We start from the raw sequence: 15,656 nt of genomic DNA, 5'->3' as shown, positions 1-15,656 counted from the left end.
TCAAACACCGTCGTTCAACTCTCATCATTCGGGGGAAGGCCGCCGTACGGCGCGTCGGTCGCGGCGATCACCGCGCCGCCCAGACACACCTCACCAGCGTAGAGCACCAGCGACTGGCCGGGCGTGACGGCGCGCTGGGGAGTGTCGAAGTGCACTTCCAGTGCGTCGTCCGTAACCGTGACTGTGCAAGCCTGGTCGGGCTGGCGGTAGCGGGTTTTTGCCGTGCAGCGAAACTGCGCGGCGGGCGCGTGGCCGGCAACCCAGGTGGGTGCTTCGCTGCGCAGGTGGCGCGAATCCAGCCAGTGGTTCGCATTGCCCTGGGCCACGATCAGCCGGTTCGCGGCCACATCCTTGCCGACCACATACCACGGCTTGCCGCTGGCGTCGTGGCGGCCGCCGATGCCGAGACCGTTGCGCTGGCCGAGCGTGTAGTACATCGCGCCCTGGTGCTCGCCGACGAGGCGACCGTCGGGGGTGCGGATCTCGCCCGGCTGGCCGGGCAGGTAGCGCGCAAGGAACTGGCGGAAATCGCGCTCGCCGATGAAGCAGATGCCGGTGGAATCCTTCTTGGCCGAGGTGGGCAGGCCGGCGGCGCGCGCCAGCTCGCGCACGCGGGATTTTTCCAGCGCGCCGATCGGGAACAGCGTGGCCGCCAGTTGCGTCTGCCCCAGGGCGTGCAGGAAGTAGGTCTGATCCTTGGCGCGGTCGACCGCGCGCAGCAGGCGGTAGGCCCCGTCCACGCAGTCGACCTGGGCGTAGTGGCCGGTGGCGATCTTCTCGGCGCCGAGCTTGCGTGCCTCGTCCAGGAAGGTCTTGAACTTGATCTCGCGGTTGCACGCCACGTCGGGGTTCGGCGTGCGCCCGGCGCGGTATTCGTCCAGAAAATGGGTGAACACGCCGTCCCAATACGCGGCGGCAAAGTTGCGCGCGTGGAACGGGATGCCGAGCTGGCCGCATACGGCGACCGCATCCTTGCGGTCGGCGTCGGTGGTGCACGGGCCGTCACGGCCGTCGTCTTCCCAGTTCTGCATGAACAAACCTTCGACCGCGTGCCCGGCCTGCTTGAGCAGCAGGGCGGCGACCGAGGAGTCCACGCCGCCGGAGATGCCGAGCATCACCCGCATGACACGGTGGGTTCCGGCCACCAGTGCAAGGTATCCAGCGGCAGCCGCGATCCGGCGAGCCAGTCGTCGATGCTGGCCAGGATCAGCGGGCTGCGCAGGCGGGTGCCGAGCGCCGCGATTTCTTCCCGGGTCAGCCACAGTGCGCGATGGATGCCGCTGTCCAGTGCCCGCGTGGCGTCGTGCGACACCGCGCGGGCCGCGAAACAGAAGCGCACCACGCCTTCGCCATGCTCGGTGCTGTGCCACTGGTAGACGCCGACGAGGTGCGTGGGTTCGACCGTCCGGCCGGTTTCTTCCAGCGTTTCGCGGCGGGCCGCAGCGAGCAGTTGCTCGTGATCCTCGAGGTGGCCTGCCGGCTGGTTGTAGCCGAGGCGGCCGTGGGCTTCCTCCTCGACCATGAGGTAGCGCGCGCCGTCGGTCACGATGCAGGCGACGGTGACGTGCGGACGCCAGATGGCGGCGGTGGGGACGACGGGAGACATAGGGTACACGACTTGGAAAGACGCCATTGTGCCATCACCTGTACCGGGGGCCTGCAGCGCAGTCGCGACGGGCTCGCTGCGTATAATTGTGGCGGTTGCAGGAGTGTGTTCGATCCATGGCCAATCAACCCGAAAACGAACAGGACGGCGGCCGCGGCATTGCCGTGCAAACCGCAAAACCCGAGGTTGCGCGGCCGCCGATGTTCCAGGTTTTGCTGCTCAATGACGATTTCACTCCCATGGATTTCGTGATCGAAGTGCTGCGCGGCTTTTTTGCGATGGAGCAGGAGCGTGCGGTGCAGGTCATGCTGCATGTGCATACGCGCGGCAAGGGGGTTTGCGGGGTGTTTACGCGCGAGGTCGCGGAGACCAAGGTCAACCAGGTCAATGAGTATTCACGCGCCCATCAACACCCTTTGTTGTGCACTATGGAAAAGGTCTAGGAGCCCTTACTTTGTAGCCATCGCGGTTCAACCCGCCCACGCCACTGCAACGGAGACGGTCCGGATGTTCAGCAAGGATCTCGAAGTCACCATCGGCCAGTGCTACAAGCAGGCCCGCGAGCAGCGCCACGAATTCATGACGGTGGAGCACCTGCTCCTGGCGCTTACCAGCAACCAGTCCGCGCTCAGCGCGTTGCGCGCGTGCGGGGTCGATCTGCCGCGGCTCACGCACGAGCTGGAAAAGATCATTGCCGAGACCGTGCCGGTATTGCCGCACGGCGACGAGCGCGACACCCAGCCCACGCTGGGTTTCCAGCGCGTGCTGCAGCGCGCGGTCTACCACGTGCAATCCTCCGGGCGCAAAGAAGTCACTGGCGCCAACGTGCTGGTGGCGATCTTTGGCGAGAAGGACTCGCACGCCGTGTATTTTCTGCACCAGCAGGAGATCACCCGGCTCGACGTGGTCAATTACATCTCGCACGGCATCGCCAAGGTGGGTGACGAGAGCACGGTGGACCCGGCGGCCGGTGGCGAGCGCGAGGGCGAGGAGGGCAGCGACGCCCGTGGCAATGCGCTGGCCGAGTTTGCCAGCAACCTCAACGAGCGTGCCGCGCAGGGCAAGATCGACCCGCTGATCGGCCGTGCCGACGAGATCGAGCGCACCATCCAGGTCTTGTGCCGCCGGCGCAAGAACAACCCGCTGTACGTGGGCGACGCCGGCGTGGGCAAGACCGCGCTGGCCGAGGGGCTGGCCAAGCGCATCGTCGACGGCCAGGTGCCCGAGGTGCTGGAAAACGCCACGATCTGGGCGCTCGACCTGGGCGCGCTGGTGGCCGGCACCAAATACCGCGGCGATTTCGAGAAGCGCCTGAAAAACGTGATCGCGCAGCTCAAGAAGCAGCCGGATGCGATCTTGTTCATCGATGAGATCCACACCATCATCGGCGCCGGCTCGGCGTCCGGTGGCACCATGGACGCCTCGAACCTGATCAAGCCGATGCTGGCCTCGGGCGAGCTGCGCTGTATCGGGTCGACCACGTTCCAGGAATACCGCGGCGTGTTCGAGAAGGATCGCGCGCTGGCGCGGCGGTTCCAGAAGATCGACGTGGTCGAGCCATCGGTGGCCGAAACCGTCGAGATCTTGAAGGGCCTGCGCTCGCGTTTCGAGGAGCACCACAACGTCATCTACACCAACGAGGCGCTGAAGGCAGCCGTGGATCTGGCGGTCAAGCACCTGCCCGATCGGCTGCTGCCGGACAAGGCGATCGACGTGATCGACGAGGCTGGTGCACGCCAGCGCCTGCTGCCGCCGGAAGAGCGCACCGGCAAGGTCGACGTGGCCGAAGTCGAATACATCGTGGCCAAGATGGCGCGCATCCCGCCCAAGCAGGTGTCGGCGTCCGACCGTGACGTGCTGAAAAACCTCGAACGCAATTTGAAGATGGTGGTGTTCGGCCAGGACGGCGCCATCGGCGCGCTGGCTTCGGCGATCAAGATGGCGCGCTCCGGCCTCGCCGACCCGGCCAAGCCGATCGGCAGTTTCCTGTTTGCCGGCCCGACCGGCGTGGGCAAGACCGAGGTCACCCGCCAGCTGGCGTTGCAGCTCGGCATCGAGTTCATCCGCTTCGACATGTCCGAGTACATGGAGTCGCACTCGGTTTCGCGGCTGGTCGGCGCACCGCCGGGCTATGTCGGTTTCGACCAGGGCGGCCTGCTGACCGAGGCAGTCACCAAGCACCCGCATGCGGTGCTGCTCCTGGACGAGATCGAGAAGGCGCACCCCGATGTGTACAACATCCTGCTGCAGGTGATGGATCGCGGCGTGCTGACCGATACCAACGGACGGGAGGCCAACTTCAAGAACGTGATCATCGTGATGACCACCAATGCCGGCGCGGCGCAGGCGGCGCGGCGCAGCATCGGTTTTGTGGCGCAAAGCCACCAGACCGACTCGATGGAGGTCATCCGCCGCGCGTTCTCGCCGGAGTTCCGCAACCGGCTGGATGCGATCATCCAGTTCAACGCGCTCGATTTCGAGCACATCCTGCGCGTGGTCGACAAGTTCCTGATCGAGCTGGAAGCGCAGTTGACCGAGAAGCGCGTGAGCCTGGACGTGGCGCCGGAGGCGCGGCGCTGGCTGGCCGAGCACGGCTTCGACCCGCAGATGGGCGCGCGGCCGATGGCGCGGGTGATCCAGGACAAGGTGAAGCGGCCGCTGGCCGATGAGCTGTTGTTCGGCAAGCTGGCGGACGGCGGCAAGGTGCTGCTGGGCGTCAAGGATGGCGAGCTGACGGTGAGCTGCGAGGAGGCGGAAAAGTTGCCGGCCGTGGTCGAATAGGCGGCTGTTTCAGGAACGACAAAAGGCCGCGCACTGCGCGGCCTTTTGCTGCCACCGGACGCCGAAGGTTTACTTCATGCGGTAGGTGATCCGCCCCTTGCTCAGGTCGTACGGGGTCATCTCGATCTTGACCTTGTCGCCAGTGAGGATGCGGATGTAGTGCTTGCGCATGCGCCCGGAGATGTGGGCAATGACCACATGCCCGTTCTCCAGCTCCACGCGAAACATGGTGTTGGGCAAGGTGTCGGTAACCGTGCCCTCCATTTCGATGACGTCGTCTTTGGCCATGTGTTCCGGGTCGCGCGCAGCCGGATTGACTGCGTAAGCTGATAAGTATGCCACGCGCGGGGCGTCCGGCAAAACACCGTTGGCGCCGTGTCGGGGCGGATGCGGCCAGCGTCGGCGGGACATCGCACCCTAATACGGCGTGCCCGAAGTCATCCCTTGCCGGCGTGCCAGCGGGGGAAATCGGGAGGGGCATCGACGCGCCGGCAACGTCGAATTCGGGTGTGTCATCAGCCTGTCACGGCACTTGCACATGACGGTAAGGCGACCCCTGCATTCTTGCGCCCGATCGCAGTCTTGCTGCCAGGGGCACACGGGGCGGGGCGCGACATCCTGACCATTGTGGAGAAACGCATGCATTCGAAGACGCTCGCGCTGGCGATTGCCGCCGCCCTGGGCTTTGCCGGCTACGGCGCCCGCGCCGACGCCGCTACACGACCCCAATCCACCGCGTCTGCGGCCGAAGTGGCGCAGCTCAAGGCCCAGCTCGCAGCCTTGCAGGCAAAGGTGGATGAGCTCTCGCAGCAATCCGAGGCGCAGACCGCGGCGCAAGCCGAGACGGCGCAGGCAGTGCAGAAGGTGGAGGCCGACGGCAAGAACGCCGGTGGCACGCAGTCCAAGAGCCTGGAGGCGCTGAACAAGCTGGTCAACAACACCAAGGTGTCCGGCAAGATGTTCTTCGACTTCACCAACATCGACCAGAAGAACAGCGACACGGGCCGCACTGCCGCCAACGGCACCGGGCTGGACGTGAAGCGCTTCTACCTCGGCGTCGACCACAAGTTCAACGACATCTGGTCGGCCAACCTCACCACCGACTTCAACTACGTCGCGAACGACGGCGAGACCAACCTGTTCGTGAAGAAGGCCTACGTGCAGGGCAAGTTCGACCAGGCGGCGATCCTGCGCATCGGTTCGGCCGACATGCCGTGGATCCCGTTCGTCGAGAACGTCTATGGCTACCGCTATGTCGAGAACACCATCACCGACCGCCTGAAGTACGCCAACTCGGCCGACTGGGGCCTGCATGCGCTCGGCGACGTGGGCGCGGGCAAGATGTTCAACTACGCGGTGTCGGTGGTGAACGGTGCCGGCTACAAGAACCCCAGCCGCAGCAAGGGCGTCGATGTGGAAGCGCGCGTCGGTTTCGTGCCGTTCGACGGCCTCACCGTGGCGCTCGGCGGCTACTCCGGCCACCGCGGGCAGGAGACGCAGACCACCAGCGCTCCCCACACCGCGCAGCGCGGCGATTTCCTGATTGCCTACGTGAACAAGCAGTTCCGTGTGGGCGGCGAGTACTTCACCGCGAAGGACTGGAACAACGTGCTGACGCCGCGCTCCGACAAGGCCGATGGCTGGTCGGTGTGGGGCAGCGTGGCGCTGAACGACGACCTCTCCCTGTTTGCCCGCTACGACGAGGCCAAACTGAGCAAGGATCTGGATCGCAACGCCAAGGACACCTACTGGAACCTCGGCCTGCAGTACCAGGTGACCAAGGGCTTCAAGCTCGCCGGCGTGTGGAAGCACGAAAAGGGTGACAAGTCGGTGACCACGCCGCTGCCGGCGCACGTGCAGAACGTGAAGACCAACGAGATCGGCGTGTTCGGTGAGGTGGCGTTCTGAGCAGGAACCGCTGGCAGTGGTTGATGCGGAAGGATGCCGCGTAGGGACGAGGAACGGATCGTCCTCATGTACTGGCAGGATGCCTGAAAGGTCCCGGGCCGGACACGGATGCCGGTCCGGGCTGGGGAGCGGGGTGGAGGCGACACCAACGGCCGTGGCTGCACCGTTTTGGCGGTCTTCCGCACCAGTGTTTGACCGATGAACCGCCACGGGGCGACAAATCGCCCGCAGGCTGCCTTGAGGCAGCCCTGACTTGCCTGCCTGGTCTCTATCGTCCGCGCTCTCCGGAGAGCGGATTCATGCCGGCGTTGCGCGTTGGCATTGGCCACGCCAACGCGGCGCACAGCTGGCCAGCTTCCAGCGTGAAATCGAGGCGCATGTGCATGGCCTTGGCGGCGGCACCCGCCAGCGCAATGCCGAGTCCGGCGTGGCCGCTGCCGGCTGGCGACTTGCGCCAGAACTGCTGGCCAAGCCGCGGCAGATCCGCGGGTTGTAATAACGGTGCAGCATTGCACACGGCCCAGCCATCGTGCCGGGCTTGCACCGTGATGCGGCCGCGCTCGGCCGCATACTCGATCGCGTTGCCCAGCAGATTGTCGAATACCACCTCGAGCAAGGTGGGGTCGGCCTCGAGGGTGGTGTCTGCGTCCAGCGTGACGTCGAGCGCCAGGCCGCGTGCTTGCGCCGCCGGCTGGTGGCGGGCAACGACCCGCTCGACGGCGGCTGCCAGCGGCACCGGTTCGATGCGCGCTTGTTCCAGCCCGGCCTGGATGCGGGTGAGCTGCAGCAGCGCGGTCACCGTGGCCTCCAGTTCGGCGCAGATGTGCCCGACTTCCGCCAGCAGCGCGGCGCTGTCGCGCCCGCTCGGGTAGCGCGTTTCCACCTCCACCAGTACGCGCAGCTCCGCCAGCCGGGTGCGGAACTCGTGGGCCACGCCAGCGGCGAATCGGCGCTCGCGCGCCATGCCGTCGTCCATGCGCGCCAGCACCTCGTTGAAACGCGCGGTGAGCGACGACAACTCGGCAATGTGACTGGAGGGCAGGCGTGCACCGGGAGTATCCGGGCCGATGTCCGCCATCACCTGGCTCAGTACCGCGAGCGGGCGCAGCGCGCGTTTGGCCACCCACGGCGTGGCGAGCACCACCAGCGCGCAAGCCACCAGCAGGCTGCCGATCAAGAGCAGGTCGATGTCGCGCAGCAAGTTGTGGGACGCGGCGGTAGCGGCAGCGTAGTCGAGCGTGCAACGATCCCCGGCGTTGCCGGCCGACCACGGCAGCGAGACCACGCGCACCGCGGTGCCATTGGGCAACTGCGCGTGGGCAAATCGGGGTGCCGTGCCGGTGGCCGGCGGCAGGTCGAGCTGCATGGTATGCGCCAGCCGCCGACCGTCGCAGCGCAGCTGGAACCAGCCTCCTTCCGTGGCCGGGGTGGCGGCCTCGGCGGTGTCCGCACGGTTGCCGACGGCGGTGTTTTCGAGCAAATCGGCGATGGCGTCGGCCTGCATCAGCAGATCGGCATCGAAGCGCTGCTGCATGGCGTGGTCAACCTGGCGGTCGACCACGAAGGCGGCGCTGCCAAACACCGCAAGGATGAGCACGGTCAGCGCGATGGTCAGCCGCGTGCGCAGCGAGTAGGTGCGGGTCAGGTGGGACATGCTGCCGGCGTCATGCAATGAGGTAGCCGGCGCCGCGGCGGTTTTCGATCAGCCCCGGCAGTCCCGCCTCGTCGAGCTTGCGACGCAGGCCGAACACCAGCACTTCGATGCTGCGGTCGGAGGCCTCGCTGTCGCTGCCGGCGATGCGTTCGAGGATGATGGCGCGTGGCGACACCCGTCCACGATGGCGCAGCAGGAATTCAAGCAGCTCGTACTGGCGCGGCGTGAGGTGCAGCGGCTCGTTGCCGACGCGGGCCTGGCGGGCCTGGGTGTCCAGTGTGAGCGCACCCAGTTCAAGCGTGTCCGCGCGGGTTTCCACCGGCCGCCGCGCGAGCGCGTGCAGGCGCGCCACCAGTTCGTCGAAAGCAAAGGGTTTGACCAGATAATCGTCGGCGCCGGCATTCAGCGCGTCCACGCGGTCGCTCACCTGGTCGCGTGCCGACAGCACCAGCACGCGCGGGCGTTCGCCGCTGCGTGGCAATGCTTGCAACACGCCGAAGCCATCCAGCCGCGGCAACCCGAGATCGAGCAGCACCAGATCGTACCCGTAGGCCTTGAGGTAGGTGACGCCGGCAACGCCGTCGGCGGCGGCGTCGACCACGAAGCCGGCGGCCTGCAGGCCGCGGGCAAGGGTGGTGCGCAAGCGGTCGGAATCTTCGATCAGGAGCAGCTTCATGCCGGACGTTTTGCGATGGCCATGGGCGGACGCTAACACCTGCCTGCGCGGGCAACTACAAAGTCTTTGCAAAGCGTTTGCGAATGGCACGCAAAGCGTCGGGCCGCATCGTGAGGCCTCCCACTCAGAGAGAAGTGCGTACCGTGCGCCAGTCGACCGTGCGGATCCTGGTCGCCGCCTTGACGCTGACGGTGGCGGGCACTGCCTTGGCCGGCAGGATCGAGCCGGACGACCGCGCGGATATCGCGGCGGTGAGGCAGGCCACCGTGATCCCGACGCAGGCGGTGCGTGCGGCGGAAGCCGACGGTGGCGTGGCGTATGCGTACGGCATGGAAGTGGACGGCGGGCAACGCTGGTCCAAGGTCGACGTGCGGCGCGGCGGTGCGCTGGAGTCGGTGCGGGTGGATGTCGCCACCGGCAAGGTCATCGGCCGCAAGCCCGCCCACGGCGAGGATGCCCAGGGGGCGCATGCGCTGGATGGCACCACCCTTACCCTCGCCGCTGCCATGGCGCACGCCGAACGGGTGGGCAAGGGGCCCGCACTCGAGGCAGAAACGGGGGGCACGGCGCCACCGCGCACGCCGATGTCGACGTGATCCAGGATGCTGGCCGGCAGGTGGCGCATTACCGCGTTTCGCTGCAGGGCAAGACGGTGATGGCGACCTTGACCGGTACCGATCGCTGAACCGGGGAGGGCACATCGCAAGCACCCGCTAAGCATATGGGCGCATGCTGCGGGTGTCCGTCCGGGGAGAGATCGCGATGAAACACGCATGGCAGGCGTCGCTCGGCATGTTCCTCGCGTGCACGGTGGCCAGCGTAATGCTGCCGGGCGCGCGTGCGTGGGCCGGTGGCCCGTTCGGTATCGATCATCGCGTGGCGGTGGACAACCACGGCATCTGGCAACGCAACCACCAGCAGGAAGTGCTGACGGCCACCATCGTCGCGGTGATCGGCGGCGCCTTTGCGTTGGGCGATCACGACAAGCTCGGCGACACCTTCTGGCGGTCGGTGGATTCGGTCGCGGTGTCCTCCGCGATCGCGCAGGGCGGCAAGTGGGTGTTCCAGCGCGAGCGGCCGTCGCAAACCGCCAACCCCAACGAGTTTTTCAAGGGTATCCACAACGAAAGCTTCCCCAGTGGCGAGGTCAGCGCCATTGCCGGCGCGGTAACACCGTTCGTGGTGGCCTACGGCAAGGACTATCCGGCGGTCTACGCGCTGGAATTGCTGCCGGCGTACGACGCGGTGGCGCGGGTAAAGACGCGCGGGCACTGGCAAAGCGATGTGCTGGTCGGTTGGGCGGCGGGCACCGCAGTGGGTATCTGGGCCGCACATCGGCAGTCTCCGCTGATCCTCGGCTGGCTTCCCGGCGGCTTCCAGGTGGGTTTCATCCATCGCTTTTGAGCGGGCGAAGTGGCACAGTCGCCCGCCAGCTTTCGTGCGAGATCCGCCTTGAACCGCTTCGATGCCATTCAGAGACTGCGCCGCCGGGTATCCGCGCGGCTGGTCGGCAGTGTGTTGCATGATGTCGGAGACTCCACGCAGCCGCTGCCGCGCCGCGGCATCCACCGCATCCTGATCTGCCGCAGTATCCGCACGCTTGGCAACTCGCTTACGTTGACGCCGCTGGTCGATGAGCTGGCGCGGGTGTATCCGGGCGCCGAGGTGGATATCGTCAGCCGCAGCAAGGTGGCGCGCGAATTGTTCGGCGGTTTTGCCAACATGCGCGACCTGTGGATTTTGCCGCAGCACATGCCGGGCCATGCGATCGCTACCGCAACGGCCTTCCGCCGCATGCGGCGCAAGGGGTACGACCTGGCGATCGACCCGGATCCGCGCTCGCAATCCGGCCGCTTGATGCTGGCAATGGCGCACGCACGCCTCGCGCTCGGTTATGTGGGCGCCGGCAAGCAAGGTGCGGTCACCCACGGCGTGGCGGTGCCGGTCGAAGTACGTCACAAGGCGATGCTGCCGGTCTACCTGTTGCGCAAAGCGCTGGGTGAAGACCCGACCGGCGCAGCGTTTCCGCTGCCGAGCCTGCCGCTCACTGCAACTGAACTGGAAACCGGTTGGCACACGGCGGCGCGCGTGGCGGCGCGTGTTGGCGCCGGCCCGCGGATCGCGGTGTTTGCCAACGCCACCGGCGACAAGCTGTTGCCGCTGGCGTGGTGGCAGGAGTTTCTCTCGACTTTCACCGCGCTGGTGCCGGATGCTCGCATCGTGGAGCTGGTGCCGGCCTCCGGGCGCTCGATGCTGGCGGATGCGTACCCCGCGTATTTCACCAGCGACGTGCGCCACCTGGCGGCGTTCATCGCCAACATGGACGCCTGCATCGCCAGTGACAGCGGCGTGATGCATCTGGCCTGGGCCAGTGGCACACCTACGCTGGGTGTGTTCTCGGTCACCGATCCGGCGCAGTGGGGGCCGTACGGTGGCGGCAGCGGGTCAATTCACGTGGCCGGACGCTCGGCACCGGATGCCGCCGGCATGGGCGCGACGTGGTGGCAGCAGGCCTTGGCCTTGCGCCAGGCTGTACCTGTCATGTAGATGTCACGTGTTGCAGTTGCAATACGCCTTGATTCCCCTGCCGACAGCGTGCACGTAGATCATGTCCAAACGCATCCTGATCGTTGAAGACGAAGCCTCCATCCGCGACATGGTCGCCTTTGCGCTGCGCCGCGCCGAGATGGAACCAGTGCACGCCGCCGATGCCCACGCGGCACTGGTCGCGATTGCCGACCGCGTACCCGACCTGATTCTGCTCGACTGGATGCTGCCGGGGCTGTCCGGGCTGGAGCTTGCCCGCCGGTTGCGACAAGACCCGCGCACCGCGGAGATCCCGATCATCATGCTCACCGCGCGTGGCGAAGAAGTGGATCGCGTCAGCGGGCTCGAAGCCGGGGTCGACGACTACGTGGTGAAGCCGTTTTCCACCCGCGAACTGATCGCGCGGATCAAGGCCGTACTGCGGCGCACCCAGGCGGATGGCGGCACCGGCTCGCTCGAAGTGGGCGCCTTGCGCATTGACGGCCCGGCGCATCGCGTCTATGCCGGCGACGCCAAGGTCGAGATCGGTCCCACCGAATATCGCCTGCTGCACTTTTTCATGAGCCACGCCGAGCGCGTGTATTCCCGTGCGCAGTTGCTCGATCAGGTGTGGGGCGGCAGCGTCTACATCGACGAGCGCACGGTGGATGTGCACATTCGCCGGCTGCGCAAGACGTTGGAACCGTTTGCGCTCGATGGCCTGGTGCAGACCGTGCGCGGTACCGGTTACCGCCTGTCGGCCACGCCATGAACGGGGATTTGCATCGCGCGCAGCGCCTCGCCGCGCAACTGCACGACATGCGCACCGTCGCCTGCGCCTTGCCCGACGGACTGGCGCTGCTCGATCACGACGACCGCCTGCGCTGGTGCAACCCGGCAGCCGAACGCCTGCTTGGCATCCGCTGGCCGCGCGACCGCGGCGCGCCGGCGCGCGACTGTTTCGGTGCGCAGGGTGCGGCGGTGTGGGCATTGATCGAAAGCGGCGACGCGCAGGACATTGCCGCGCCGACCGACGACGCCGTGCGCCTGGCGTTGTCGCTTACCGCCTATGGCGCGCATCGTCAGCTGCTGGTGGCGCGCGACATCAGCCAGGTGCGCCGGCTGGAACAGGTGCGGCGTGATTTCGTCGCCAACGTGTCGCACGAACTGCGCACGCCGCTCACCGTGATCCACGGTTATCTCGAACTGCTCTCCCCCGAGGACGTGCCGGCGCTGGCCGGCGTGCTGCAGGAGATGCGCGTGCAGTCGCAACGCATGCGCCAGATCGTGGAGGATCTTCTGATGCTGTCGCATCTGGAGATGCAGCAAAGCCTGGACGAGGAACGGGTGCCGATGGCGCCGTTGCTCGACGGCCTGCGCCACGAAGCCGAGGCGCTCAGCCAGGGGCGCCATCGCATCCAGGTGCAACGCGATGCGCAGTTCGACCTCATGGGTTCGCCGCGCGATCTGCACAGCGCGTTTTCCAACCTGGTCAGCAACGCGGTGCGTTATACGCCCGACGGCGGCGACATCACCATTGCGTGGCGGCCGTGCGCGGGCGGCGCGGAATACGCCGTGATCGACACTGGCTACGGCATCCCCGCCGAGCACCTGCCGCGACTCACCGAACGCTTCTACCGCGTGTCATCCAGCCGCTCGCGCGCTTCCGGCGGCACCGGTTTGGGGCTCTCCATCGTCAAGCACGTGCTTAACCTGCACGGCGCCGAGTTGCGCATCGAGAGCACGCCCGGCAAGGGTTCCACCTTCGCCTGCGTGTTCAAGGCGGAGCGGCTGCTCCCCGCCAGCGCTTAGGAGCGGGGGCGGCAGCAACCAAGCAGGCGGGACAAAACCGTTTGGGTTGCCATCATCAATGCTCTGGGCCGACCGCCTTGCCGGCGATCCATGTCTGGCGTGCCAGGGTGCCGCCGATCCAGTAGCACAACTCGGCCGGGTGGCGGGCGTTCCATGCCACGAGGTCGGCGCGTTGGCCGACGGCGAGGGTGCCGCGGTCGGCCAGGCCAAGCGCGCGGGCGGCGTGTGCAGTGACGCCGCGCAAAGCTTCCTCGGGCGTCAGGCGCAGCAGCGTGCAGGCGAGGTTCGCCGCCAGGCGCAGGGACAGCAGCGGCGAGGTGCCGGGGTTCAAATCGGTGGCAATGGCGATCGGCACGCCGGCTTGGCGCAGTGCCGCCACCGGCGGCGCCCGGGTTTCGCGCAGCGCGTAGAACGCGCCAGGCAGCAGCACGGCGACGGTGCCGGCCCGCTTCATGGCGGTGATGCCAGCGGTACCCAGATGTTCCAGGTGATCGGCGGAAAGCCCATGGAAATCGGCGACCAGCGCCGCACCGCCCTGATCGGAAAGCTGCTCGGCGTGCAGCTTTACCGGCAGGCCGAGCTGCTGTGCGCGCTCGAACAACCGTCGTGTTTCGGCCGGGGTGAACGCGATGCGCTCGCAGAATGCATCCACCGCGTCCACCAACCCTTCGGCGGCGAGCGTCGGCAGCATGTGGTCGATGACCAGCGCCACGTAGTCGTCGTGGCGGTTGGCGTATTCGGGTGGCAACGCGTGCAGGCCGAGAAAACTCGTGCGCACCGTGATCCCCAGTTCGCGCCCGATGCGTCGCGCGACGCGCAGCATGCGCCGCTCGGCGTCCAGTGCCAGTCCGTAACCGGATTTGATCTCCATCGTGGTGACGCCATCGGCGAGCAGCGCGCACGCACGCGGCAGCGATTGCCCAAAAAGGTCGTCCTCGCTCGCCGCGCGCGTCGCCCGCACGCTGGACACGATGCCGCCGCCAGCGCGGGAGATTTCCTCGTAACTCGCGCCGTTCAAGCGCAGGTCGAATTCGTTGGCGCGCTCGCCGCCAAACACCAGGTGCGTGTGGCAATCGACGAGGCCCGGGGTGACGAGCGCCCCGTGCAGGTCTTCCGTGACGGTCGCGGTGGCATCGCCCGGCAGGTCGCTTGCGCGGCCGAGCCAGGCGACCTTGCCGTCGCGCCAGGCGATGGCGCCATCCTCGATGAGTCCGAACGGCGCATTGCCCGCGAAGGTGGCCAGCGTCGCGTGCAACAGCAGGTGATCCCACGAACCGGGCATGATCGTGTCTCGCGAAAAGGTGGCTGCATTATCGCCGGATGGTGCCGACTACAATGCCGGCCATCCATTTGCGGGAGTGACGGCATGCAAGGCTGGAGCGGACGCGTCGATCTGCCTGAGGGGCCGCTGACGCGGCGTTGGCACCAGTGGGTGCGTCCGCTGGAGGCCGGTGCGGCGCCGGGTGTTGCGGTGCTTGGCTTTGCCAGCGACGAAGGCGTGCGGCGCAACCACGGGCGCGTCGGTGCGGCCGAAGGCCCGACGTCGCTGCGCAAGGCACTGTCGGGTTTGCCCACGCTGGACGACACACCGCTGTACGACGCCGGCACGGTGGACGTAGTGGATGGCGACCTCGAAGGCGCACAAGTGCGGTATGCCGAGCGGCTCGCGGCGTTGCTGGATGCCGGGCATTTCCCGGTGGGCCTCGGCGGCGGCCATGAGATCGCGTTTGCGACCTACCAGGGGTTGGCGAAACATCTGGGCAAGCACCGGCCGCGCGTGGCGGTGGTCAACATCGACGCACACTTCGACTTGCGCCAGCAGGAGCGCGGCAGCTCGGGTACGCCGTTCCTGCAAATCCTCGAGCACGCGCAGGGCATCGGTCTTGCCGTGCAGTACTGCGTGCTCGGCATCAGCGCGGCGTCGAACACGCGCTTGCTGTTTCAGACCGCCGACGAACATTACGTGCACTACGTGCGCGACGACGAGCTGGGTGTGCTCGACCTGCCGCAGCGCATCGCGGCGCTGCAGGCAGTGCTGGCCGACGTGGACGTGATCTACCAGACGATCGACATCGACTCGCTGCCGCACGCGATGGCACCGGGCGTCAGCGCGCCGGCTGCGCGCGGGGTGTCGCTCGATGTGGTGGAACCGATCCTCGACGCGGTGGCGGCTACCGGCAAAGTGCGGGTGTTGGACATCGCGGAGCTGTCGCCGCCGCACGACCACGACGGCGTGACCGCACGCGTCGCCGCGCGGCTGATCCATCGCGTCACCCATGCCGTGGCCGGCGCGAAGCGGGGCGGTTGAACGATTGCGAAACCGTACGCGGGGCGGCGGTAGGCGATGCCGTCGGACGGGCGTTTCACACTCCATCCATCCGATGAGGAGTGTGCGATGCATCGTTTCCTGCGAGCTTGCCTGATTTCGCTGGTGCTGCTCGGCGGCAGTGCGATGGTCAGCGGCTGCGTCATCGTGCCGCCGCGCCATGCACAGGTGTGGGTGCCGGGGCATTGGAGCTATGGCGGTGGCGTGTGGGTGGGTGGCCACTGGCGCTATCGCTGACCTGCGGTTTGGCGCCTGCGGGCCGGGATTGGAAATCCGAAAACACCGCATCGCGCAAGCGGTGGCCTCTGTGGGTTTGCGCCGGACAAAAACTTTGGTCGTGAACACGCATGCGGCGCACCCGAAGGTG

16 protein-coding genes are annotated in these 15,656 nt (G+C 67.1%); 10 read left to right on the top strand and 6 right to left on the bottom strand.

The features are described from left to right. Positions 1 to 14 precede the first annotated feature (14 nt). Together mnmA and AC3WP6_RS09260 are read right to left on the bottom strand one after the other, a co-directional pair. On the bottom strand, positions 15 to 1,124 hold the full coding sequence (gene mnmA / locus AC3WP6_RS09265) for a tRNA 2-thiouridine(34) synthase MnmA (RefSeq protein WP_492627433.1): 1,110 nt from the start codon (positions 1,122 to 1,124) through the stop codon (positions 15 to 17). Next, a complete protein-coding gene (locus AC3WP6_RS09260; protein ID WP_492627432.1) occupies positions 1,115 to 1,606 on the bottom strand; it encodes an NUDIX hydrolase in 492 nt (163 codons plus the stop codon). Before AC3WP6_RS09260 ends, mnmA begins: the two co-directional genes overlap by 10 nt. Positions 1,607 to 1,722: 116 nt before the next feature. Between AC3WP6_RS09260 and clpS the strand changes: the two genes are divergently transcribed. Then, on the top strand, positions 1,723 to 2,049 hold the full coding sequence (gene clpS / locus AC3WP6_RS09255) for an ATP-dependent Clp protease adapter ClpS (RefSeq protein ID WP_492627431.1): 327 nt from the start codon (positions 1,723 to 1,725) through the stop codon (positions 2,047 to 2,049). Positions 2,050 to 2,113: 64 nt separating this feature from the next. Further along, positions 2,114 to 4,387, top strand: coding sequence for an ATP-dependent Clp protease ATP-binding subunit ClpA (gene clpA / locus AC3WP6_RS09250; RefSeq protein ID WP_492627430.1), 2,274 nt, complete (start codon positions 2,114 to 2,116; stop codon positions 4,385 to 4,387). 69 nt (positions 4,388 to 4,456) lie between these two features. Here the strand turns inward: clpA and infA are convergent, their stop codons facing one another. Then, positions 4,457 to 4,675: a translation initiation factor IF-1 gene (gene infA / locus AC3WP6_RS09245; protein WP_492627429.1), complete on the bottom strand. Its 219-nt coding sequence runs from the start codon at positions 4,673 to 4,675 to the stop codon at positions 4,457 to 4,459. Positions 4,676 to 5,026: 351 nt separating this feature from the next. Between infA and AC3WP6_RS09240 the strand changes: the two genes are divergently transcribed. After that, positions 5,027 to 6,295 (top strand): porin, encoded by a 1,269-nt coding sequence (locus AC3WP6_RS09240; RefSeq protein WP_492627428.1) that lies wholly within the window; start codon positions 5,027 to 5,029, stop codon positions 6,293 to 6,295. Positions 6,296 to 6,563: 268 nt separating this feature from the next. Here AC3WP6_RS09240 and AC3WP6_RS09235 read toward each other — a convergent pair whose 3' ends face one another. Further along, positions 6,564 to 7,949: a sensor histidine kinase gene (locus AC3WP6_RS09235; RefSeq protein WP_492627427.1), complete on the bottom strand. Its 1,386-nt coding sequence runs from the start codon at positions 7,947 to 7,949 to the stop codon at positions 6,564 to 6,566. A gap of 10 nt (positions 7,950 to 7,959) precedes the next feature. Continuing rightward, positions 7,960 to 8,625, bottom strand: a complete 666-nt coding sequence (locus AC3WP6_RS09230; protein WP_492627426.1) for a response regulator transcription factor — start codon at positions 8,623 to 8,625, stop codon at positions 7,960 to 7,962. A 143-nt stretch (positions 8,626 to 8,768) separates the two neighbouring features. Here AC3WP6_RS09230 and AC3WP6_RS09225 point away from each other — a divergent pair, with 143 nt between their 5' ends. From AC3WP6_RS09225 to phoR, 5 genes are all read left to right on the top strand, one after another. Then, the gene (locus AC3WP6_RS09225) at positions 8,769 to 9,221 is read left to right on the top strand and encodes a hypothetical protein (protein WP_492627425.1); all 453 of its coding nucleotides are present in this window, start codon (positions 8,769 to 8,771) and stop codon (positions 9,219 to 9,221) included. 166 nt (positions 9,222 to 9,387) lie between these two features. Next, complete coding sequence (locus AC3WP6_RS09220; RefSeq protein ID WP_492627424.1) at positions 9,388 to 10,029, top strand: phosphatase PAP2 family protein; 642 nt, start codon at positions 9,388 to 9,390, stop codon at positions 10,027 to 10,029. Positions 10,030 to 10,077: 48 nt separating this feature from the next. Next, the gene (locus AC3WP6_RS09215) at positions 10,078 to 11,172 is read left to right on the top strand and encodes a glycosyltransferase family 9 protein (RefSeq protein WP_492627423.1); all 1,095 of its coding nucleotides are present in this window, start codon (positions 10,078 to 10,080) and stop codon (positions 11,170 to 11,172) included. 61 nt (positions 11,173 to 11,233) lie between these two features. Further along, on the top strand, positions 11,234 to 11,923 hold the full coding sequence (gene phoB / locus AC3WP6_RS09210) for a phosphate regulon transcriptional regulator PhoB (RefSeq protein WP_492627422.1): 690 nt from the start codon (positions 11,234 to 11,236) through the stop codon (positions 11,921 to 11,923). Beyond that, positions 11,920 to 12,963 (top strand): phosphate regulon sensor histidine kinase PhoR, encoded by a 1,044-nt coding sequence (phoR, locus tag AC3WP6_RS09205; protein WP_492627421.1) that lies wholly within the window; start codon positions 11,920 to 11,922, stop codon positions 12,961 to 12,963. The genes phoB and phoR overlap by 4 nt, the downstream gene beginning before the upstream one ends. Before the next feature lie 55 nt (positions 12,964 to 13,018). Here the strand turns inward: phoR and hutI are convergent, their stop codons facing one another. Further along, positions 13,019 to 14,245 carry an imidazolonepropionase gene (hutI, locus tag AC3WP6_RS09200; RefSeq protein ID WP_492627420.1) on the bottom strand — a complete coding sequence of 409 codons (1,227 nt, stop codon included), beginning with the start codon at positions 14,243 to 14,245 and terminating at the stop codon, positions 13,019 to 13,021. Between the two features lie 84 nt (positions 14,246 to 14,329). On the opposite strand from hutI, the gene hutG reads away from it, so the two are divergent. Together hutG and AC3WP6_RS09190 are read left to right on the top strand one after the other, a co-directional pair. After that, complete coding sequence (gene hutG / locus AC3WP6_RS09195) at positions 14,330 to 15,271, top strand: formimidoylglutamase (protein WP_492627419.1); 942 nt, start codon at positions 14,330 to 14,332, stop codon at positions 15,269 to 15,271. Positions 15,272 to 15,358: 87 nt separating this feature from the next. After that, positions 15,359 to 15,526 (top strand): hypothetical protein, encoded by a 168-nt coding sequence (locus AC3WP6_RS09190; RefSeq protein WP_492627418.1) that lies wholly within the window; start codon positions 15,359 to 15,361, stop codon positions 15,524 to 15,526. Positions 15,527 to 15,656: the final 130 nt, after the last annotated feature.

Source organism: Rhodanobacter sp. FW106-HT46G03 (genome assembly GCF_058789895.1).
Note: the sequence above shows the minus strand (reverse complement) of the source record. Positions and strands in the feature narration are given on the sequence as shown.